At 53.5% G+C, this 23123-nt stretch carries 16 protein-coding genes and 1 pseudogene; 8 read left to right on the forward strand and 9 right to left on the reverse strand.

All coding sequences use genetic code 11. From position 1 onward, the window contains the following. Positions 1-28 precede the first annotated feature (28 nt). Entirely contained in the window at positions 29-1012 is a 984-nt protein-coding gene (locus ACUVOF_RS06950; RefSeq protein WP_447043636.1) for a helix-turn-helix transcriptional regulator, read from the reverse strand. Between the two features lie 148 nt (positions 1013-1160). Here ACUVOF_RS06950 and ACUVOF_RS06955 point away from each other — a divergent pair, with 148 nt between their 5' ends. The 5 genes from ACUVOF_RS06955 to ACUVOF_RS06975 all read left to right on the forward strand — a co-directional run bounded on the left by ACUVOF_RS06955 (position 1161) and on the right by ACUVOF_RS06975 (position 5686). Then, positions 1161-1796, forward strand: coding sequence for a glutathione S-transferase family protein (locus ACUVOF_RS06955; protein WP_447043637.1), 636 nt, complete (start codon positions 1161-1163; stop codon positions 1794-1796). A gap of 201 nt (positions 1797-1997) precedes the next feature. Beyond that, positions 1998-2474 carry a GNAT family N-acetyltransferase gene (locus ACUVOF_RS06960; protein WP_447043638.1) on the forward strand — a complete coding sequence of 159 codons (477 nt, stop codon included), beginning with the start codon at positions 1998-2000 and terminating at the stop codon, positions 2472-2474. A gap of 74 nt (positions 2475-2548) precedes the next feature. Beyond that, complete coding sequence (locus ACUVOF_RS06965) at positions 2549-2776, forward strand: hypothetical protein (RefSeq protein ID WP_447043639.1); 228 nt, start codon at positions 2549-2551, stop codon at positions 2774-2776. Then, complete coding sequence (locus tag ACUVOF_RS06970) at positions 2769-4259, forward strand: sodium:solute symporter family protein (RefSeq protein WP_447043640.1); 1491 nt, start codon at positions 2769-2771, stop codon at positions 4257-4259. Before ACUVOF_RS06965 ends, ACUVOF_RS06970 begins: the two co-directional genes overlap by 8 nt. 104 nt (positions 4260-4363) lie before the next feature. Next, a complete protein-coding gene (locus ACUVOF_RS06975; RefSeq protein ID WP_447043641.1) occupies positions 4364-5686 on the forward strand; it encodes a DUF2252 domain-containing protein in 1323 nt (440 codons plus the stop codon). Here the strand turns inward: ACUVOF_RS06975 and ACUVOF_RS06980 are convergent. From ACUVOF_RS06980 to ACUVOF_RS07010, 7 genes and pseudogenes are all read right to left on the reverse strand, one after another. Then, positions 5652-7496, reverse strand: a complete 1845-nt coding sequence (locus ACUVOF_RS06980) for a GGDEF domain-containing protein (protein WP_447043642.1) — start codon at positions 7494-7496, stop codon at positions 5652-5654. The two genes, ACUVOF_RS06975 and ACUVOF_RS06980, sit on opposite strands and share 35 nt — an antisense overlap. 249 nt (positions 7497-7745) lie before the next feature. After that, positions 7746-8075, reverse strand: a complete 330-nt coding sequence (locus ACUVOF_RS06985; RefSeq protein ID WP_447043643.1) for a hypothetical protein — start codon at positions 8073-8075, stop codon at positions 7746-7748. A 7-nt stretch (positions 8076-8082) separates the two neighbouring features. Continuing rightward, a complete protein-coding gene (locus tag ACUVOF_RS06990; protein WP_447043644.1) occupies positions 8083-9120 on the reverse strand; it encodes a tetratricopeptide repeat protein in 1038 nt (345 codons plus the stop codon). Between the two features lie 8 nt (positions 9121-9128). Further along, positions 9129-10145, reverse strand: coding sequence for a tetratricopeptide repeat protein (locus ACUVOF_RS06995; protein WP_447043645.1), 1017 nt, complete (start codon positions 10143-10145; stop codon positions 9129-9131). 16 nt (positions 10146-10161) lie between these two features. Next, entirely contained in the window at positions 10162-13464 is a 3303-nt protein-coding gene (locus tag ACUVOF_RS07000; protein WP_447043646.1) for a hypothetical protein, read from the reverse strand. After that, positions 13451-14284, reverse strand: coding sequence for a DUF4123 domain-containing protein (locus ACUVOF_RS07005; protein WP_447043647.1), 834 nt, complete (start codon positions 14282-14284; stop codon positions 13451-13453). Before ACUVOF_RS07005 ends, ACUVOF_RS07000 begins: the two co-directional genes overlap by 14 nt. Then, positions 14269-16359 (reverse strand): annotated as a pseudogene (locus ACUVOF_RS07010) (type VI secretion system Vgr family protein). Before ACUVOF_RS07010 ends, ACUVOF_RS07005 begins: the two are co-directional and overlap by 16 nt. A gap of 242 nt (positions 16360-16601) precedes the next feature. On the opposite strand from ACUVOF_RS07010, the gene ACUVOF_RS07015 reads away from it, so the two are divergent. Next, entirely contained in the window at positions 16602-17318 is a 717-nt protein-coding gene (locus ACUVOF_RS07015; protein WP_447043648.1) for a trimeric intracellular cation channel family protein, read from the forward strand. 23 nt (positions 17319-17341) lie between these two features. Here ACUVOF_RS07015 and ACUVOF_RS07020 read toward each other — a convergent pair whose 3' ends face one another. Beyond that, positions 17342-20338, reverse strand: a complete 2997-nt coding sequence (locus tag ACUVOF_RS07020) for a hypothetical protein (protein ID WP_447043649.1) — start codon at positions 20336-20338, stop codon at positions 17342-17344. Between the two features lie 109 nt (positions 20339-20447). On the opposite strand from ACUVOF_RS07020, the gene ACUVOF_RS07025 reads away from it, so the two are divergent. Both ACUVOF_RS07025 and ACUVOF_RS07030 read left to right on the forward strand, forming a co-directional pair. Next, entirely contained in the window at positions 20448-21155 is a 708-nt protein-coding gene (locus tag ACUVOF_RS07025) for a DUF3581 family protein (protein WP_447043650.1), read from the forward strand. Positions 21156-21567: 412 nt separating this feature from the next. Further along, positions 21568-23064 carry a CoA-acylating methylmalonate-semialdehyde dehydrogenase gene (locus ACUVOF_RS07030; RefSeq protein ID WP_447043651.1) on the forward strand — a complete coding sequence of 499 codons (1497 nt, stop codon included), beginning with the start codon at positions 21568-21570 and terminating at the stop codon, positions 23062-23064. Positions 23065-23123: the final 59 nt, after the last annotated feature.

The following is a 23123-nucleotide window of genomic DNA, read 5'->3' on the forward strand; positions in this document are numbered from 1 at the left end:
CCTTCCTTTTTCCTAGGTTTAGAGAGTGTCAAGGCACATCTATTGGATATGATGAAGCGCACTCGCAACTTGCGAGTAAACGGTTTGCGTGTTCGCGAAGTGCCCTTTTGAGAGCATCTGGCTTGAGGATGGTAAATCGAAATGGGAGCTGTGCCAACCAATAGGCAAACCACTCGAAGCTGTCGGTTCGGGTATTGAGCAGTATTCCACCTTTAACCTGTTCGAAGTGCCCTTTACAGAAAAATTGGTTTTCAAAATAAGCGGCCGTGCCATGCTCAATGTGCAGCACCATTGATACTTCATGAGTTGGCCCCCAGGACATAAGGCTTTTGCTCAAGAACTCGGCTGCATCGAAGCGGGTGGGGCGTATAAAGGTGTCGGCCAGTAGGTGAACACCGCTGATACGATCCAGCCGAAATGAGCGCATGGCCCTCCTTAGATGGCAAAAACCAACGGCGTACCACCGACCTTGTTGGAAAACTAGCCCGTAGGGATCGATCCGACGTTCAATCGGATCGTGCTGTGGGGCGTGGTAGGTAAGCCCCACGGTTCGCATGGCTTCTGTGGCTTTAGTCAGCGTCTCAAGTGCACGGTCATCAAGGCTGGGTTCACGCCGGGGTAAGATCACCTGAGTAGTCTCACTGATACCGCGCACGCGTCTTTTTAAATTCGCTGGCATTACTCGTTCGAGCTTCGCTTGTACACTAGCAATGGCGGGCGCTGCGTTCGTCAGACCCAGTTGGCTGACGGCCAATAAGCCCAGAGAAATGGCAAAAGTCTCTTCGTCCGTAAACATCATTGGTGGCAGCTTGAAGCCTGCCACCAATCGATAACCACCGTAGCGGCCCTGCTCGGTCACTATCGGTACCCCCATATCTTCCAGCGCCGTAATGTAACGGCGTATTGTGCGCCGTTCCACGCCCATTCGTTCGGCCAGCTCTGCACCGCCCATCTGCCCATTCGCCTGCAACAACTCAAGTACCGCAAGCATGCGTGTTGTGGGACCTGACATTGCTATTTCCCCAGATGCCGTTTTTAAAGTCTTGCAAAAAAAAGCGCATTGTTGCGTTTATTTAGGACGGAATCTCACCTATTAACAAACTAATCTGGTCTGGCAGTACCTTATTTCACCTGAAAGTTGACTGAAAAAGGAGCCTAATATGTCAGAACTTACGTTTTACACTCACCCTATGTCCCGCGGGCGCGTTGTGCGCTGGATGTTGGAAGAAGTAGGCATCCCCTACTCGGTGAAGGCGATAGAGTTCGGTTCAGAGATGAAAACCGAGGACTACTTGGCCATAAACCCCATGGGGAAGGTGCCTGCCATCAAACATGGCAACACGGTTGTGACGGAAGTAGCGGCTATCTGCGCGTACCTGGCGGATCAGGTTCCGGATAAAAAGCTTTCACCACCCCCGCAATCTCCCGAACGCGGAGCCTACTATCGCTGGCTGTTTTTTATGGCGGGCCCATTCGAAATGGCCACCAGCGCAATGGCCTACGATTGGAAAATCGACAGCAGCAACGCACAGGCCGTTGGCTGTGGCCAAGTGGAGGACAGTATCAATACGCTTGAGAAAGTACTCAGTGAAAACACTTATATCTGCGGCAATCAATTTACTGCCGCAGATATATTGGTTAGCAGTTATCTCTGGTGGGAAACTATGCAGCGGAATATCCCGTCAAACGAGGTGTTCAAGCATTACATAGAGCGCATGGAAAGTAGGCCAGCGGCCAAGCGGGCCAATGAGTGGGATGATGAACTGGCTAAGCAAATGAAGCCTGTGTCCACCTAATGATCTAATTGTGTTGCCGCCCTGGTCTGAAATGGGCTGGGGCGTTCAAGGTCAAGTGATTGATATCTTGGTGGAGATTTTTTGACAAAAAATGACGGCAAATCGCTGGCTAGCGCCGTGTTCGGAAGGTGTCGGCGCTGGCCAGACTACCCATATATCGCTACTGTATTCGCCTGTGCTAAATAAGATAAGGCGCCATGCATGCAAAGCGATATCATCCTCCAGCGGCTCAGCACTGACGATTCCAATGTTCCGTTAGTTGCGGGCTGGACATTTGCAGCCTGGGGCCATTTGCGCCCAGGGTTAACACTAGAACAAGCCACTGAACGTACTAAGGCCAATTGTGGACGGGCTGGCGTACCTTCCATCTTTGTAGCGATGCAAGGTGAAACCCCTGTTGGCACCGCCAGCCTCATTGCCGATGATATGAGTATTCGCCGCGAGCTTAGCCCCTGGCTTGCCTCAGTATTTGTCGTGCCCGAGTATCGGGGGCAGGGGATTGCCTCTACGTTGGTACGCCGGGTGGAAGCCGAAGCAACTGCGAGTGGTTTTGAGCGCTTCTATCTCTATACCCCTGATCAGCAGGCACTTTATCGACGGTTGGGTTGGCAGAATGAGGAAAACGTTGAGTATCGGAGAGAGCACGTTACGGTGATGGCGCGGCAGTTGGGCCAGTGATGAACAGAAAACCCGTGTGTAAAGTGAGAGGCTAGCGTTTAAAAGCACTCATCAAATTACTAAGGGGAACACCCATGCGACGTTTGATCGTTCTGCCCACTTCTCGTGCGGGGTGGGGATTGTTAATCGCTTTTGTGGCGCTGGTAATGGCTGGAACGTGGCCGATAATCGGCTTGGTTAATAGGGCGACGCTGGTGTTAGGGCTCCCGTTAATGGTGGTCTGGAGTTATCTGGTGATTTTTTCCTGCGTAGTGGTGATGCTGATTGGTAATCGTATTGTAGAGCGCGACGACCATGAATAGCCCTTGGCCATTACTGATAACGCTGATGTATGTGGCCATAGTGATGGTGATTGGATTACGCGCCAGGGCAGGGCGTTCCATGAACAGCCTGGAAGAGTGGGGGGTGGCAGGGCGCAGTATGGGACCGGTGACGCTTTACCTGCTGATCGCCGCCGGTAGTGTGAGCGCTTACACCTTTATGGGTGCGCCCGGTTGGGCTTATTCCAAAGGCGTCGCGGTATTTTATGTAGCGATCTACCTCGCCTATCTGGCGTTGGTCGCCTGGTACTTCGGCCCGAAAGTGTGGCAGTTCGGCGAGCAGTTTGGCCATGTGACCCAAGCAAGTGCCATCGCTGACCGGTACCAAAGCCCCGCGCTGGGGGCGCTGGCCGCGCTCGTGATGGCGATTGGCTCCATTGCTTATGCTGTACTGCAAACGATTGGTTCGGCCTATATTCTGTTTGTGATGAGCGGTGGTCTAATACCGATTTGGCTGGGTGTGCTGCTGGTGCTGGCCTGTATTGCGGTGTATCTCTATGCCAGCGGGCAGCGGGCGATTGGCCGCACCAATGCCTTTCAAGGCGTTCTGATGCTAATCGTTGCCTGGGCGGTAGGACTGTGGGCCGTACATAGCGCCACCGGTGGATTAAGTTTTGCGGGGGTGTTCGAACGCATCCAGACCAAACATAGCGAGTTTCTCACCCTGCCAGGCGCCGGTGGTGATATGAGCTTTAGCTTTTGGACAACCTCAATCATCGTTTCTATGTTCTCGTTTATGCCGCCAGTATGGACGCAGTGGATGAGCGCTTCTTCCGCGCGCACCATTCGTCGCAGCGCAACGTGGCTGCCCACCTATTACGTAGTAATTCTGCCTATGGTGGTGGTTGGCTTCATCGGTATTTTTTCGCTGCCTGAACTCGCCCGCGCCGATACCGTAGTGCTGGAATACGCCATGCAGCACTTGCCTGTCGTGCTGGTCGGGCTTCTGGGCGCAGGCACGCTGGCAGCCTCTATGTCCTCGAGTGAACCCTTTATTCACTCTGTGTCACTGTCGTTTAGCAAAGACGTGCTTCAGCCAGTGTTCAAACTCTCGGATGCAGCCACCGGCAAGCTGGCGCGGCTGTTAATCCTGCCCATCATGTTCCTTATAGTGGCGCCGCTGGCGATCGCGGAGCCCGGTAGCCTGGTGATGATTCTGCTAGTGGGGTTGGGCTTTGCCTCCCAGGTGCTGCCCGCATTTATGGGTATGTTCTTCTGGCCGCGGGCTTCTCGTTTGGGTGTAATGGCCGGTATCGTGGTGGGGTTTTTGATTACCACGGCATTTACTCTCCTTTGGCCGCACCCAATGGGTATTCATGCAGGCTTCTGGGGATTGATGATCAATTTGCCAGTATTTATTACAGTGTCACTGCTGACGCCTGCTACCAGCGCAGAAGTGGTTGAACGCTTCTTTCGTATCGCCGCTCCTCGCGGGGTCACACGGCTGAAAAGTAACGCTGAATAGTTAACGCTGACTTAATCTGTTCATGTTGTTCGCTTACCCTTGCAGATAACCGTTTTTATAGACGTACTACTAAGTCGAACCAATGTACTAACAAAGGCAACGCGATGAGTCATGCACTGACTGGACATAACCGCCCTCAGCAGGTGATCGAGGCAACCCATCAGGCGAATAAGACGTTGCCAACGGCAACCCGCCAAGCCAAGTACGCCAAAATGGCCGCGTCACCTTATCGATTTTACCGGGGCAGTAACCACCTGTACTGGCATGACGTATGGCACGATTGGCGCTTTGCCCTATTTGGAGGATGGCCGGAAACGCAGACGTGGCTGCAAGGCGATGCTCACGCCTATAACTTTGGCGCTTATGGGCATCATGATGACCAAGTGCGCTATGGCATGGACGACTTTGATGATGCATTGATTGGGGATTATCAATACGACGTGTGGCGACTGGCGATCAGCGTGGTACTGGATGGTCGCGAGAACGCTGAACTGGACACCAAAGCGATCGGTAAAGCGCTTAAAAAGCTAATAGAAGGTTATTATCAAACGCTAGCAGATCACATCGATGGTAAACCCATTCATGCCGTGACGCTCGACACCGCCAAAGGCCCGCTGAAGCCGTTCATGAATAAGGTGGCGGATAAGCAGAGCCGTGCGCGGATGCTCGAAAAGTGGACGACGCTTGATGATCAGAAAGGCCGTCAATTCGCTGAGCGGCCCGGCAAACTTGCTAATTTACCTGCTGATGTCGCCAGCCAGCTACGCCGCCTGATTGAGCAGGAGTATCAGCAGACCCTGCAACATGCTATCAAGGAGAGTGACCCTCACCATTTTCATGTGAAAGATACGGCCCGCCGGCTGGATGCTGGTACCGGTTCGCTGGGCGTGGAGCGCTACTATGTCTTGATCGAAGGAGGTGTTGAACACGAACACGACGATATCATCCTGGATGTTAAAGAGCAGGTGCCGCCAGAGGCGTTCCGGCTAATGGATAAGACGCAGCAACAGGCGTGGCGGAAGCTGTTTCCCAATGAAGGTATCCGCCATGCCGCGGCATTCCATGCCATCGCCGAGCATCCGGATGCCTATCTTGGTTGGTTGACGATGAATGGAAAGGTATTTTCGGTGCGCGAGCGTTCGCCGTTTAAGAAAGATATGCCGACCCATAAGCTTTCTGGAGGTAAGTCGTATAGAAAGCTGGTCCAGCAGTGGGGAGAGATTCTTGCTCGTGAACACTTGCGTGGTGCCCAAGCCCTTAACCAGGGTGACTCAACACGCTTTGCCAAGGCCGTTTGTCAACGACTAAAAGGGCGGGAAACTCAGTTCATCGACGTCGTTTCAACGCTCGCGGTGGCTTATGCCGACTGTACCGAACAAGATTACGCTGTGTTTATTGATCACTTCCTGGCAGCCGATTCAACCTAGTCGTTAGTCCGATCGAAACACCTGCTGGGGCCAGCGTGAACTGCTGAGCGTGATGCGTTTCAGCCCATACGACACAGCGGTTGCGGCCGCTGTGCTTCGCCTGGTAAAGCGCTTCGTCGGCGAGCCTGAGCAGTTTATGTGGTTCTTCGGTGTGGCTTGGAAAGGCGGCGACGCCGCAGGAGAGAGTGATACGCCCCAGCGGTTCCTCATGATAGATCAATGGCTGTTGAGAAACTGTGTTCAGAAGGGCATTGGCGTGTTCTGCCGATTGGTCGGCGGTTGTTGCTGGCAACAGCGCCACAAATTCTTCACCGCCGAACCGGCAGACAACGCCGACCCCCTGAAAGTGTTGCCGGAGTCGTGCGGCGATTTCCACCAGTACGCTGTCACCTGCGTCATGACCAAACTGATCGTTAACCAATTTAAAGTGATCCACGTCCAGCATCAGTAGCGATAGGTGGCTGTTATCCTGCTGCGCTCGGCGACATTCATGGTCGAACACGGTATTGAAGTGACGACGATTATGCAGGCCAGTAAGCGGATCCTCAAAAGAGAGGCCCTTCAATTCATCAACCAGGCGGTCCAGTTCTGCGGTACGTGAAGCTACCTGTAGCTCAAGCGTTTCATTTGTCATTGCCAGCGTCTGCTGGGTGCGCCGATAGTGCCATAGAAAAATCGCGGCGTTAGCTATTGAGAACGCGAGTGTCCCATAACTTAGGGGAATAGGGCGCCAAGAGATAAAACCGTGCGCTACCAGCATATCGGTCATTAGCAGCGAGGCGAAAAAGGTGAAACTCACCACGAGTAGGCGTTGTTCAAGACTGAGCTTGGGAAAACGGAGCAGCGCGAGCATCAGCATAGCCGGTAATGTCACGGCTAGCAGCGCATCAAATATAGGGAAGGTCATGGATAGACTAACAGTGCCGATCTGAACCAAGCCAATGGCGACGATCACATACGCAAGGTGTAGACGCCAAATTTGTGATAGCCAGCGTTTAGCAGAACCTTCGAGCCAGTGGCTCAGTAACAGCCCCAGCGCAACAGGCAGCATGTAGTAGCTGCCAGCTCTTAGCGTGTCCCACATCAAGGCATCGCTGGCGATTAACTGTCTAGCCGGTGCTTCGGCAATCAACATAAGGCCTGATGCATACGCAAACAGAGCAATGGACCCGAAACCACGTCGTTCAGGGCCGAAGAGGGTAAATATAGTCGCTAAAATCGCCAGTAATAGAACGATTGCACTGATGGCGAGATCCTGAGCCGAGTCACGGATAATTTGTTTGAGTACATCAATACGTTCCATTACCTTAACTTCGCCCCAGAGGCCGATATCGGTGTAATAAGAGAAAATACGCAGGTACATAGGCTTGCCAGAAAAGCTTTCAGGTAAGTCGACCATATGCCAGGGCCAGCCAGCAAAGTTGCCGCGACCCTGATCATCGAACTCGCCATGTCGGTATATCAGTTCGTCATCCAGATAGATTTGACCGATTAGATCGATACTGGTGATGTAAAGTACCGGGTCGCTCCAGTTACCCTCGGGCAGTACAGTGCGTAACCAAAGGTGTTGGTGCCCAGCACGTCCTGGCGGATTGGAAGGGGAAGCCGTTGATTGCCATTCAAGCGCATCGCTATAGAGCCATGCCGGTGTGCCATCCACATTGGGCGGGGAGTCGCCCCAGCGATATTCCCACTGATTAAGTGGTTGGGGCGACGTGCTAGCTTGAAGCGTCCAAGAGGTCACCATCAGGATGGTAAAGGCCATCATGAGCAGAGTGTCACGGCATTGAGAGCAACCACGAAGCAACATGGTAAATGTCCTGATTTACGGCAAGATCGACGACTACGATGTTTGCATTAACCGATGACACACTGATGGCTTATGCCGCATGGTGCACAACTTTCTGAGCGGTGGTAGCCAGTTTAGCGAAAAAATTAGCCTAGGCGATGCTGTTTCCTTCAACGCTTGAGTACCGGTTATTTAGCCAACTTGAACACAAAAAAAACCGGATCATTCAGAATCCGGTTCACTCCTTATCTGTATGCTGTCATTGGGCTGTTAGTGACCGCTGACGGCACCGCCTTGAAATAAGCGAAGCATTGCATAAGGATCGCCTTGTTCGGCGGCCTTTAAGTACCAATCCATGGCCTCGGTAGTCAGCCCTCGACTTAACAACCGCGTGGCTTCACCAAGGTAGTACATTGATTTCACATCACCGGCTGCAGCGGATTGCTCCAAATAGGTCTGCATTTCTATCCATTCTGAAATACCCCATAAGCGCATGCCTTCATCTTTGGCGGCCTGGATATCGGCGGGTAGCGCCCAGCTATTGATTGACCAAAGCAGCAGAAATAATAGCGTGGGTGCTAAGAGGTTCGTTTTTGCCATCGTTCAATCAGAAACCAATGCGGCTTGGAAAGTTAGAAAGCGGTGGCTCTTTATTCAACCATTCTTCTGCAAGCTCCTCCCCTAAGCGCCGTTCTTCTTCTGACAGTAAATCGCGCCTCAAACTTAGGCTTCTTTCAGAAGTGCTGCTGTTTGCCTCTTGGTTAATAGCATAATAAATTGCCCAACCTTTTACACGATCCTGCTCAATGTCTTCACAAGTGGGATCTTGATCTTGTTCTATGTAGCAGCTAGCTAAACGCATTCTTCCATTTAAATGACCTTGTTCAGAAGCGGCTATAAACCATCGCATTGCTTCTGAATATGCTTCTTGCTCTCTCAGCAATCCACCTAGGCCATTCATTGCAGGCGCGTAATCTTGCTCCGCTGCTTGACGAAGCCATCTTTCAGCAGCTGCCAGCCTTCGACTCTTGGTAAAATACCAGCCTCGTCCGTTCATAATATGGCGCCCCCATCTGGTTTGGGCTTCTGGAAGCCCGGCTTCAGCAGCCCGCTTTAGCCACTTGCCTGCACGGGTGGGAATGCCCAGGAAATTGTAAACAGTGTTCAATCGTGAGGCATCGAGATTGGCGTAGATGTAGTACATGGCCAACATCGCTTCGGGGTCGCCTGCTTCGGCTTTGGGCAGGGTGATGTCCAATGCGGCTTCGCGCCAACCTTTTTCTTGCCAATCATCGCTTCCCTCGGGACATCGATCTCCCACAATACAGGCGCCGCCGCTAAATAGGCGTAGCATGGAGTAGGGGTCGCCATGCTCAGCAGCTTGTAAATACCATTCCATGGCTTCTGTGGTTAAGCCCATCATATTCTGTCGCCGTTCGGACTCACCCATGTAATACATGGCTTCTACATCCCCAGCGTCAGCCGCTTGACGCAAGTAAGGCATGGCAGCAGTTGAGTGCCCTATATTGTAAAGACGCATTCCTTCGTCTTTGGCAGCCTGAATATCCGCGGGTAGCGCCCAGCTATTAAGTGACCACATTAACGATAGCCAGAATACGAATAGCAGACGCGTTGCTTTTGCCATATCTCTACTCAGAAACCAAAGCGGCGTGGAAATTTAGATATAGGTGGCTGCCGACCTATCCATTCGGATTCAGCTAACGCCTCTGCCTCCTGACGTTCAGCTTCATCCAGCTTATCTTCGTTACGGCTCAAAACGCTACTAGCTGTATTACCATCTCCTAACTCATGATCTAAGGCATACAATATGGCCCAACCTCTTACTGTATCTTCATCATTTACGCATCGTTGGTCGGGAGGATAAGACGGATCAAGATAACACCAGCCAATTCGTAAACGTCCTTCATAACTACCATGCAGGGATGCTTGTTCCATCCATTTCCAGCTTGATTCAAAGTCTTGTTGCTCTCTATTGACACGATCCATCTGCTCCATGGCAGGTACATAACCCTGCTCAGCCGCACGACTAAACCAGCTTTCGGCGGCGTCCAAGCGGCGGCTTTTCGTAAAATACCAGCCCCTGCCGCCCATGATATGGCGCCCCCATCTGGTTTGGGCTTCGGGAAGTCCTGCTTCGGCGGCACGTTTCAGCCATTTGCCTGCACGGGTGGGAATGCCCAGGAAATTGTAAACAAAGGTCAATCGTGAGGCATCGAGATTGGCGTAGATGTAGTACATCGCCAGCATGGCCTCCGGGTCGCCCGCTTCGGCCTTGGGCAGGGTGATGTCTAATGCGGCTTCGCGCCAGTCGTCACTGTCTTCAGGGCATTCGCCCCCAATACATGCACCGCCTTGAAATAGTCGCAACATAGCGTAAGGGTCGCCTTGTTCGGCGGCCTTTAAGTACCACTCCATGGCTTCAGTGGTTAGCCCTCGACTTAACAACCGCGTGGCTTCACCGAGGTAATACATTGATTCCACATCACCCGCTTCGGCGGATTGCTCTAGATAAGGCTGCATTTCTATCCATTCCGAAAGGCCCCATAAGCGCATGCCTTCATCTTTGGCGGCCTGGATATCGGCTGGCAGTGCCCAGCTATTTAGTGACCACATTAATAGCGCAGCAAGCACACTTTTTTTAGATAACATAACGTAAAGTACCTTTTTAATTTTCACGATAACGAACCCGGCTACCACGCGCAGAGGAGTAATATTTACGATAGTCATCAATATCCGTCCCTAATCGACGAGCAATTTGGTGATACTGTGACTTCGCATCCACTGCATCATCGCTACCATCCCCGTTTCGCTTCATAAAATCCTCTAAGGCTTCGCGTTTATGGCAGTAGGCCTCCACCCAGGAAGAATAACTATCAAACTGTCCCGTTTGGGACATTCTTGCCACTGCCCGTTCAAACAGATGCTCAGCGGCCTCTCGGCTGTAGCGATTGTCCAAATACCCTTCTTCCAGCCACTCCACACACTTGGCAATCGCGATTTGCTGTAGATCGATTGCCCGCCCTCTATCAATTTTATCTCCTTCGATGTCGACGGTAGGGAAAAACCAACCGGGAGAGGTGATCAGTGTATTCAGTAGCGGCCCCAGCGCTTCCGGCGGAAGATGCTGCACCCAGGAACACATTTCTTTTTGCCGAGGATCGTTTACAAATGCATAAGCCACCATCACCGCTCGGTCGCTCTGGGTCATTAACTCGTAAAGGCGCTTAATACCGTCGATGCCTCGGGCGGCCAGCAGGCTAACATCCAGCAGGGTGGTGGTGGCCAGATAGGAGAGGTGGCTAAAGCCTTCAAAGGCGTCAGCATCTACCCAATCGACAAATCCGTAGTCATTGTCGCGCAGAGCCTGGCTCAGCATCATCATCCAGAGATTAAGCTGCCGCGGGTCTAGTTCAATCGCGAGTTGTCCGCCAACGCCTACCCCGGCAACCAGTTTGGCGCGAACATACGCAATAAACTTGCCTTGATGAAGGCCCAACCGCATACCCAATTCGGCACCAATGCCGCCGTTGGCCTCCAGCCCCAATATCGCTTTGCCCAGTGAACGCCACGCCTCCAGGTCGTTTCGCTGAGTGCTTAGGGTTAGCCAATCCTGGTCGGCCAGCTGAGGTAGCTGGCGGGTAATATCCATTGGTGGCTTCCAGCGTAACGAGCAGGCGGTCTGTACCCCCAGCGTAGCGCCGGCAAATGCCTTAAGTGCGCCGCCTTCAGCTTCCCGCTTGGCCCACTCTGTCCCGGTTATTTTGACGCCTTTATGGTCAAAGCTAAGCCCCGTTTGAGCGGTAAGCGCGAGTGAGGCACCCGCGAAGCCTTTAGCGACAGCGGTTACCTGTAATGAATAACGACCTAAGTTGCGTCGTTCGCCGTCGTTTTCTTGCAAGACGGCATAATAGGGCTGGGCGTTGGCTGCTTCGGGTAAGTTAAACGTCCCCAAGCTGATTTCACCCCGTGCCAGGTTGTACGTGCCTTTGATGGAGAGCTGATGATTCACGCCTCCACTGACCTTCGTTCCTCTAGCATTAGGATCACGGGTGCTTTGCCAGCGCTGATCGTGAGGGCCACCCATATTTCGCTGAGTGCCCACTTCACTGTTTTGCTTCGCGCCGATAGAGGCATTAACCCCTGAGGCTGTCTTCGTTTCCTCTAGCTCAAACACTTCCAGCGTGGCATTGCGTTCAATGAGCGTGACGGGCTCTTCAAAGTGAACCCCCAATGCCTCGTTTAACTCCGTATGTGGCATACCCACCAAGCGAAGCATTTGCGCCTGGGCGCTGGCATCAAACAGGCGTAGTTTTTCTCGGCTGGGGCCAGTGAAAATGATTTTTTCTAGGGAGTCTTTCCAGCTGGCTTTGGCCCCACTATCTTGCAGCGACTCGACGTTATGGCCTTCGGCTTCAATGGCTGTGTAAAGTTGGTCAGGCAAGAAGAAGCCTAGTCGGTCTTCAAACCATTCAGGCTGTCGTTGAAGACGTTGGCAGCCCCGCTGCTCGAGCCAACTGGATAGGGCCGTTTCGTGGGCTTCCCATAGGGTGGCAGGCAATATGCCATCTTGCTCAAGCTGCCTGTCTAGTGTGTTGCGTTCGCCACCAGGCATGTCGCGCATTAAGTGCCGCAAGCTGACATGGCTGAGAGAGCGCTGCCCCATTGGGGAGCTAAACTCCCTTAGCGGGAAGTCATTGCGCACCAATACATCAATGGATTGTCGTTCGTAGCCAAGCGCATGCCGCTGGTCTTCTATATCTGCCTGCCAGTAAAGCACCCGCTGGGGAACCATGCGTGCTACCTGCTGCTCGGCGGCCTCGTAAAGCGCATCTAGTTGGTTGGTTAGACGTTGAAACTCTGTTCGCTCTTCCTCGAATAAATGCACCGGAAGCTGAGCTCTACGGGCCGTGGCCGTGGCCCATTCGGATAGTTCATCCTCAACATCTTTGAAAATATCAACCGCTTGTTTAAGCGTACGGTTGTAGTAATCGAAACCGTTGACACCCGGTTCGAGCCGCCCCTGCATACTGGTCGTCGTCACATCGGCCAATGCCCACTCAGGCGTTGCGACGCCTAGGGTTGCCAGGGTGAGTATGCTCATTTGGTACGCAGAGACATCGGCGTCTAATTGCTCCGCTGACTGCTGGAAGTACTCCCCAATAACCTCGCAACGGGAAGAGTCTTTGGGCGTCATGGATTCGCAGTCTTTCAAGAAGGCTTGATATTCCGTTAGCGCCTCACTCACGGAAAGGAACTCTCCAGGGTTTTCTACGGAGACCTTCTCGCGGATGAATTTCTCCCGGCATTGACGATAAGTCTCCAGTGCTTTCTCTATTTCTTCTTCCCAGGCGCCGTAATAGCGACCGCCATCCAGTACGTAGCCAGCCTCTTTAGCTTTATCGGTGCCTGTTTGATAAAGACTATGCAGTTCCGAGATCAAGCGTGTTTCTTCAGGACGAGTGAGCCGATCCCAGGCATAGGAGCCGGATACAATAAGCGGAGAAATCCACATCCAGCCATTTTCCATGAGCGGGCGGTGTTCACTGACCCGCTGGCCGGCATCGATTTCTTCCTCCTCTTCGGTTTTGTCCGCATTCAACAGCTCGGCTAAACGTTCCAGCTTTTCCTTGGCGCTTTGTCGTTCACTGTCATTGAAGAAGTTTTCCGGGCGGGCAGGTAAAAAACACTCGATGAGGCCTGCATCTTCTGCCAAATGACGTATGCGCTGTTCTGGATCTTCGGTTAGTACCCAGTCGGCCAATTCGTCAGAGGCTTCGTGTAGGGCATCAGCAACGTCTTGTGTCAGTAGCCAGAAATCGCCTGTGCCTGTGATATAGATGATGTCAGCCCAACACTTATCTTCACAGACCGAACCAGCGGTTTGCTCAACGCTGCCCTCAAACGGTTCAGGTTCATAGGAACGCAATAAAAGAGGTGGAGGTAGGCTCCCAGATCTATCGGTTGTCATACATTTTCTCCACTTCTGTCACCCGCTGTTTGGCTGTTAGGCGAGGGACACTCAAGGTGTCTTCAATGCGCTGCCAGCTGTCCTCGTCGGCTTGTTGAATAGCAGGAAGCAATCTTGCTAAATGTCTACCTTTGGTAATGCCATATTGGGTGCATTTGCTTATGCGTTTTATCCATTGATCGGGCAAGGTAGAGAGCATTTCTTTTGTATGTTCACTCAACCACCATGCCTGTTGACTCTCCTTCAACGCGGCTTCCATATCTGCAGTAAGCTGCCAGCGACCAGGGGCAGGGGACGTTGGCGTATCGGCCTTCCAAATAGACCACAGGCCCTGGGGTGTGGTGATGGCGACTCGGTTTAGCGGGCTTAACCAGTGTGAGTAAACACTGGCTGGAGCGCTGGCGAGTAGTGCTGTCCATGCGGCAGGCTGTTGCAGGTTGATCAGTGATTTTCCGCCGTGCGGGTCATCCAGTACAAAAAGGGCCCGCAAGTGGTCTGCAATGCTATGCAGGGCTTGATCTGCCTGTGGCTGGCAGACCCATCCTAAGCGCTGTTGGCAGAGTTTTTCGGCGCAATGCCATGCTTCACTGCCTACTTCAATATCAAGTAGCCAGGGGCTGGCATCCAGTAGAGGGGAAAGCGGCGTGCCCGCAAATAGCGTGACAAAATCACGTTTGCCGGTAAGTGATAGCAGTGGTCTGCACTGCTCAGGCGACCGACGCTTGTCAAGTACCACAAATCCTCGTTGCCCCGTTACTATCACAGATAGGTTATCCGCCGCACAGCCCCGTTCTGCAAGTTGGTTTAACCAGCTAGGCATGGGCAATCCTCGCGCGAGCATTGGGTGTTACTGATCTTGCCGCAGAGCGGCATGATAGCCGCTTCGCTGAGCTGATAATCCTTTAGCTTGGGCAATGAGGTAGGCGGTATGGCCTCGTGCATCTCCGCCACCGCATGCCCTGGCATCAGTGGGCTTTCCACCGCTTGGCCGGAGCCGTGGCCAGGACTGCCGCCTGCGTTGATACGCACTTTGGGGCCAACCATCGTCACGCCGCTGCCATCCAATTTGAGAAAGCTGCCCCCGGCGTTCAGGGTGAGTTCGTCACCGGCTTCGAGCACCACCTTGTGGCCTGCTTTGATATGCAGTTCGCGGCCGCTTTCGCTGAGCCATGCTTGGCCTGCTTTAATATGCAGCGTGCCTTGCACCGTAAGGTGCTGCTGGCCTTCGGTGTGCTCGAAACGGTTGCCATGCACTGTGTGGTGATCATCGTTGTCGATCTCGCTGATGCGGTCGTTATTGACCTTCAAGAAACTATCGTTGCGGATCTCTTAGATGCGGTCATTGAGGGTGAGCAGTTCCAGGTCTTTCTGGGCGTGGAGCCAGATTTGCTCTTCGCCCGCTTCGTCTTCGAAGCGCAGTTCGTTGAAGCCCTCGGCCTTGTGGCTTTGGGTGCGAATAACGGTGCGGGTTTTATGTTCCGGCAGCCGGTAAGGTGCGGTGTTGATGGCGTGGTAGGTACGTCCGGTGACCAGCGGTTGATCGGGGTCACCTTCTAAGAACGAAACGATCACTTCGTGGCCAATGCGGGGGATGGCGATACTGCCGTAGCTACCGCCTGCCCAGCCTTGGGCCACCCGGACCCAGCAGCTTGCGGTGTCGTTGGGTTCGGCGTAGCGATCCCAAGGGAACTGGACTTTGACCCGGCCATGTTCGTCGCAGTGAATCTCTTCGCCTTCCGGGCCTACTACGAAGGCGGTTTGAGGGCCATCGACGCGGGGTTTGGGGTTGGGTGTGGCGCGCCACGGGGTATCGCCAGGGGTCAGCGTGACCTGGTTGTGGTAGCGGGTCATGCCAGCTGCATCGCCTTGAGGCTCTTTACCAACAACCATGCCGTCCTCTTCTAGCGCCTGGGGCTGCTCGCCGTGGTGAATGACGCTAATGACCTGCCAGTCGCGGTTGAGACTGTCGGTATCGTGGTCGGTGAGGGTAAAGCGCACACCGGGGGCTAGTTCGGGCAGGTCGCTTTCGGCTTGGGCGGTGATGACCTCGCGGCGCAGCTGCTCTAATCGAATTCTGGTAAAAGGCTCGCCGGAGGCATCCTGCTTATAACGGCCGGGGTAGTCGAAGTGTTCGTAGTCCGTGTTTTGACCATGTGTTTCTACGTCCCGGCCCAGGTGTTCGTGTAGCTGTGCATAGGCCGGATTTTTAAAGCTGTAATCTTTGAGCGTGGCGGAAGCGGCAGCGACCCTAGCTTTGTGACTAAGCTTGAGTACATGGCGGGTGGGGGCGGTGCCACCGGCGCGGCTGTTATAAGGCCGTTCGCCAACGCTGGCAAGTACCTGAGGGTCATCTGCGAAGACCAACTGGTGGCTGTGCTCTTCAAATTCATGGAAGTAGAACAGGCCCTCTTCGGCGGCCAGACGCTCGATAAAGGCGAGGTCAGTCTCGCGGTGCTGTACACAGTACTCACGCTGCTCCGGCTCGCGGGTAACGGCAAAGCTTACATCGGTAATGCCCCGTTCGTCGCACAAGGTATTAATGATGGTGAGCGGGTCGATTTTTTGGAAAATCCGTGAGTTCTGGCGCAGGGAGAGCCGCCACAGGGCGGGTCGCAGCACTAGGGAATAGAAGGTACGGCGGTGACCTCGGTCGCCCCGGCCAAACTCACTGATAATGCCATGCATCCGTCGCAGGGGCTGTCCATCCTGCCAAATAGTGAGGTTCGCTTCGCGATCTAAAAGCGCGGCGGCATCGAGGTTGCCATCTCGGCTGGCGAGGTTAAGTACCAGCTCAAAGGGTCGGGAGAGGGCTTCACGGTGGGTGAAGTCGATCACGGCAATCTCGTCAACGCCGGGTAGCGTCACAGTAAAGTGCAGTCCGGTGCTGAGTGCCATGCCCCCTCCAGAAGTAGTCGCTAAACGTAGCCAAGTTAAATGAGAAATGATCAGGATAACGACCTAACCAGGGACAACAACCCCAGATGGGTATCTAGCGGCAATGTCTTACAAAGCGTGTCGTCAATGTCTTACAAATTAAGAGAATGGTGATTAAAAAGTGAACAATTTTGCACCCGTGCATGGTGGGAGAGGTGCTATCCTGCCAGCCTTTATCGATAGTGAGCATCAAGGAGAAGCGAGTGTCGGGCGTGGTTTACTGGCTGGATATGACAGGTGTCATCGTGTTCGCACTGTCGGGTGTGATTTTGGCGTGCCGTTCGCGCATGGATCCGATCGGCATGCTGGTGCTGGCATCAGTGACCGGAATTGGCGGGGGCACACTGCGCGATTTAGTGTTGGGCGTTCGGCCGGTGTTTTGGGTGACCGATCCGACTTATCTCTGGGTCATCTTAGCCACCGTGAGTGTCTCGTTGATGGGGTTTCACTATATCCATCGCCTGTCGCGTGGGTTTTTGCCCATCGCTGATGCGTTTGGGCTTGCGCTGTTCACCGTTATTGGTGCCCATAAGGCGCTGTTGCTGGGCACGTCAGGCATGGTGGCTGTGTTGATGGGTATGATGACCGGTGTGGCCGGTGGCATGATCCGGGATGTATTAGCCCAGCGAGTGCCGATGGTGCTGCGCGAGGAGGTTTACGCCACGGCGGCGATGGCTGGGGGCGTCGTTTATGTCGCGCTGCATGCGCTGGAGGCGCCTTTGACAATAGCGATTGCCGCCTCGCTAATTGTCACACTCGGGCTGCGGTTGGCGGCTATTCATTGGCACTTGGCGTTGCCGGTATTTGCCTGGGTCACGGTTCCTCCTAAAAACCATGAAGAAGCGGCGGCACCGCTCTCTACGCCGCAAAAGGCCAAAGAGCGGGTACGAATGATTCGCCGACAGCGAAAAAAACGCTAACGACAAAGCTCTAGGCTCGACGCCTAGGGGCTAAGTAATCGATTTGCTTCCCGCCATTGTTCAAACCATCGGCGTGGCTGGAAAACACGTAAGATTGGTTCGCTATCCTCAAGTTCTACTCCTAACCCGACTACGCCGAGACGTGCATAAAGTGCACCGTTTGCGCTGCGTTCTGCTAGCGTGACGTCTGAGAGTAACAGCAGCGGGCCGCCGGTGAGTCTCAAGTCTTGCAGGCTAATTTGCTCACCGCTGATCTGCAGTTGAGCTGTGCCTGCAATGTCGGGAACATTGAGTAGTCGCCCGAGCCAGTCGTTAGCCCGGGCCCGTGCTAGAAAAAGCCTGGCAAGCAATCCCGTATCGCGCATCTCCAAACGTAGCTGGCTGGCCAGACGAATAGGGTCTTCCCACGCCAATGTCGACTCGTCCATAGATAGCTGTACCCACCAGCCTGCATCCAGGGTGCCGTCCTCGCTTTGTCGGAAGACATTTTCAAGGCGTAAAAATGAGTTGTCGGCAGTAAAGCGGCGTGTTGCCAAGTCTCCGTCGGTGAGGTGTAAGTCGAGATGAACATCGCCGCGAAGCTGTTGATCCAGCAACGCCAGCTCGGCACCAAAGGCGCGCAGCGTTATTTCTCCTTGGGCGTTTAAACCCTCCAATAGCCACTCGCTGGCTAGGCTTGCTTCCCCTTCTAATAGCGTGATGCCTGCACCTTCAGGCAGGTAGCGGTTATAGCGAGTAAAGTCGGGTACTTCAGTAATGGGCAAAGCAATGCGAGTGGTGAAGTGCTCAGGCTGGGGTGATGTAAGCACGTCGCTAAAACGTTCCGTTTGGGTAGTGAGAGCAAAATGGCGTCCCTGCAAATGTGGGTTGTCATCGTCTTGGTGCTTTAAGTCAAAGCGAGGAATGCCAAGAGAGAGCTGGGCTTGCTCGGCGCTATCCAGTTGGGCGGTGAGCTCCCCCCGCCCGGTAGCGAGATAGTCTAAGAATGTAACTTCAAGCTGGTCTGCATTGATACGCAGCCGGGTAGGGGCCAGCAAGCGGTCTTCACGAAAGCTACCCTGGGCAAAGAGCTGGCCTTCGCCAGCGATGGCCAGCCCATGGGCATCAGGCAAAAACGCATTTAAAAAGCCTAGCCGATGCACACTACCTTCAAGTGCAAACTGACCGCTAGGCACCCCATTATGACGCTGAAAACGCCCGTCGGTTAGCACCAATACGCTCTCTAGACGCTCGTTAGGTTGATCAACATCCGCTGCTTGCCAGCTCAACCGGGTACCGCTGATAGTCAGCGCTGAGCCATCCATCGCCGCTTGTTGGATAGGCAGAAAAAGCTGCATATCACTGGTTAGCGTGCCGTCTTGTTTGCCATGCTGCCAGCGAGTAGTAAGCTCTTCTCCGGTTAAATGGACCTCCCCGCTGAGCTGCTCGGGCGTCATGATGAGCTGACCGTGGCTCGCTGCTTGTCCGCTAAGCAACTGCAATGGCGCGGGTGCAGGTAAAAGCGCTGCCAAGTAGGTTTGTAGCACGCTGATATCAGGTAGGCGTGCTGCTTGCCAACTAAGCGTTGCGGAGGCTTCTTTGTGCGCTTTTTCTGGCGCTATGGGACTTAGTGCGACGACGTTGATATCGGCATCATCAAGTAGCAGACGATCCTGGTGATGCAGCGTGGCCTCGGTAAAACTGAGTGTTGCTTCAATGATCTCCTCGGGTGTCAAAAGAGCGTTAAGTGAACCACTGCCCTGCGCGATAAAGCCGAGCGTATCGGCTGCCAGTTCCGGTGCCTGAATATTTAGTTGAGCATCATACGGGCGTGATTCGCGAATGCGGGCCGAGGCCTCAATTTGGCCATGGCCGGTCAGATGAATGCTGTTTTTAACGCCATCAGGCGCCTCACTGTTAGTATCGCTACGTTCAAACGTCAGGTAACGATTAAGCATATCCAGCCGGGTGAGCTCGCCCTGTAATGCGAGGGTGGCCGCCGAGGGAGGATCAAGCCGATCCAAGCGCTGATTAGGAATCTGAGTGGACAGGCGTAGCTCGGCATGCGCTGCATAAGGGTGTGTATCGACCCGTGTTGTTTCTGCCAATGCGACATCGGTAAGCTGCGTCGAAAAATGTAATTGGTCATTCTTAACCGCCAAGCGAACCTTGCCTTTGCCGGTAGCGGTGTGAAGCGGCGGTGGCGCATCAGCAATTAGCCAGCGGGGCGAGTCACTTTGGCCCCCTAGTCGCTGCTCATTCACCGTTAAGCGAAGTTCTGGGGCATCCAGGATAAGACGACTCGCAGAATGTAAAACGCCGGCATCTAGCTTAAGCGCCCCCGTTAGGGCGCCGCGCCCCTCCAGGGTTAGCCAGGGCAGGGCGTTTAAATAGGGCATAAAGACATCCCAAGCATCTGCATGGGCATCCAGCTGAAGTTGTGCAGAAAGCGCTGCCAGAAGATTGGGATTAAGCTTGCCGCTGGCGGTGTCGGTTGGGGTTATCTTGTCGAGCGTCGCAACCGCGTTAAGATTAACATCTCGAATTAACGTCGCTTGATCACTTAGACGAACTAAACGACCATTAGTGATGGCAATTGAAACATTTGGGATTGCGAGGGTAGCGCGACTCAATGTGGTATTCGCTACTTGCAGCTGACCTTCCGCTTCAAGGGCGATGTCACCAACGGTCAGGCGACGAATGCCGTGAGCATCTAGCGCATCGATATGCAGCTCGCCACGCAACAGGGCGAGCAGCGAGAGCGAAAGAGTGGCACGTTCAGCCTCAATCGCGATAGGGAATATGTCATCTTCACGGGCTAGATAGAGCCCCTCTACTTCCCAGCGCCCAGGGTGCTGGCTGGCGCCTTGTTCCCAGCGAATATCAATGCCTTCAAATTGGGAGATGCGCTCGGGTAGCCATTGGCTATTAAGCAGCCAATAGCTGCCAACTACCCAGATAAGGAGGATAAACAGCAAGCCAACCAACAACCTCAATAGCAGGCGGGGGAGGCGTTTTTTACGAGTGTCCGCGTCTGGCATAGTGGCTTCCCTAGCAGATGACTCCTGTTGGGGCGTGTTTTATGGCATTATGCGCGGCGTTGGGCAGTGACGGGTTTTCGATTTCAACGCTAGGCAGGCTACAAACGCCATGTTCAAGGATTTTTACACGCAGCGCGGAGAGTATGTAGTGATCTCCGCAGAGCAGGCCAGCCACTTCGCCAAAGGCGTGGCTGGTGACTACAACCCTATTCATAATCCGGATGCACGTCGTTTTTGTGTTCCCGGTGACTTACTGTTTGTTCTGGTACTTACGAAGTTCGGGTTGTCGCGGCAAATGGAATTTCGCTTCACCAACATGGTGGGGGCTGACACGCCGCTTAAGTTTAGCGAAGCAGATGATGGAACAATACATGTCTGCGATGAGAGCGGTAAATGCTACTTACAGGTTGTGCGTAGTGGGGACATTACCCACGATCCGGCTGTGGTGGAAGCGTTTGCTCGCTGTTATGTCGCGTTTTCGGGCAAGAATTTTCCACACTATCTTAAACCGCTAATGGAACAACATGGGGTCATGTTTAACCCTAAACGGCCACTGGTGATCTACGATAGCATGGGATTCTCACTTGAGCGGTTGGATGGCTTTTCCCCAGGTTTGACGTTGAATCAATCTTCATTAGAGGTTAGCGGCAAGCGAGCCGATGCGCGGCTGGAGTTCTCTATTGAGTCCGCCGGTGAAAACGTCGGGGTTGGCTCTAAGAAGTTAGTGGTAAGCGGCCTGTGTGATTACGACGCGGATGAAATGGCCGCTATTGTAGAAGAGTTTTATCGTCTTAAGGCTGCCTACGAAACAGTCTAAACGGTAGCTCCGCTAGTTAGCCCACCAAAAGGCATCACTTCGACTCAACTGCTAGCCGATGTTTCGGCCATTGCTCATCATCGTTCTGAATAGAGCAACGTTTTGAATGGAACGACGTTTTGAACGGAGCAACGTCGGCGTGGTTGCGCGTCGGCGAGTCGAATAAACGACCTGTTAGTCAGTATCCACTTGCCGACGCATAAGTCCTGCGCCACATCTCTATAAAAAGGCTAATTGACGTCTTGCGCCAGATTCTGTTTACTCAATCATACCTAGTTGACGTTTACGTCAACTTGCTGCTATACCCTGTGCACTTGGTTTGCAACTACAATCTTTTTAACAGCCGGCTTTTAATCGCCGTTTTTAGCCATGGCTTTTCAATAATAATCACAAATGTAACAGGAGCAACGCTATGTCCGTCCGTGAAATTCCTATGTATATCGATGGCCAGCCAGTGCAGTCGCAAAGCCAGGAGTGGCGCGACGTGGTCAATCCGGCTACCCAAGAGGTAGTGGCTCGCGTGCCGTTTTGCAGCGCTGACGAAGTAGAGCGTGCTATCCACAGCGCCAAAGAGGCGTTCAAAGAGTGGCGTAAGGTTCCCTTGGGCAAGCGCATGCGCATTATGCTCAAGCTGCAGGCGCTGATTCGCGACAATACTGCAGAACTTGCGGCGCTGATTACCGAAGAACACGGTAAAACACTGCCGGATGCGGAAGGTGAAGTCGGTCGTGGCTTGGAAGTGGTTGAGCACGCCTGTTCGATTACCTCGCTGCAGTTGGGTGAGCTGGCTGAAAATGCTGCCAGCGAGGTGGATGTTTACACCATGCACCAGCCGCTGGGGGTAGGCGCAGGCATCACCGCTTTTAATTTTCCCATTATGCTGCCGTGTTTTATGTTCCCGTTGGCGATTGCCACAGGCAATACCTTCGTTCTGAAGCCATCAGAGCAAGATCCTAGCTCAACGATGCGCTTAGTTGAGTTGGCCCATGAAGCAGGTATCCCACCGGGCGTGCTCAACGTGGTGCATGGTGGCCCGGATGTGGCCAATCAAATTGCTGATCACCAAGATATCAAAGCGCTTTCGTTCATTGGCTCCACCCACGTGGGTTCGCTGCTTTATAACCGTGCGGCAGCAGCAGGTAAGCGGATGCAGGCGATGATGGGGGCTAAAAACCACTGTGTGGTTATGCCCGATGCTAACCGAAGTCAAGCAATCAACAATTTGTTGGGATCAGCATTCGGTGCCGCTGGTCAGCGGTGTATGGCGAACTCGGTGGTCGTGCTCGTGGGTGACGCTCGAGCGTGGTTGAACGACATCGTTGAAGCGGCCCAAAAAATGAAAGTAGGGCCTGGTACTCAGCTTGATGCAGACTTGGGCCCGTTGGTTTCACCAGCAGCCCGTGATCGGGTGCTGCGGTTAATCGATGCTGGCGAAAAAGAGGGCGCCAAATTGATGGTCGATGGCCGCAACATTCACGTGGACGGCTACCCTAACGGTAACTTCGTAGGGCCAACCCTGTTTGCTGATGTGACCGCGGATATGGCCATTTATCGCGAAGAGATTTTTGGGCCTGTTCTGTGTGTGGTCAGTGTTGAAACACTCGATGAAGCGATCGCTTTTATCAACGCCAACCCCAACGGTAACGGCACCTCCATCTTTACTAACTCAGGCTGGGTTGCTCGTCGTTTTGAAACTGACATCGATGTGGGCCAAATTGGTATTAACGTGCCGATTCCAGTACCGGTCGCTTACTTTAGTTTCACCGGCTCGCGGGCTTCTAAGCTTGGCGATTTAGGGCCTAATGGTAAACAAGCGATCGCTTTCTGGACACAAACGAAAACCGTGACGGCGCGATGGTTTGAACCGGAAAATGTTTCTAGTGGTATTAATAGCACTATTTCGCTGTGATAAATCAAACCAAATGAAGTGATACACCTTGGCCCCGCTTTAAGCGGGGCCAATTGACC

This window comes from Vreelandella sp. H-I2 (genome assembly GCF_052959335.1).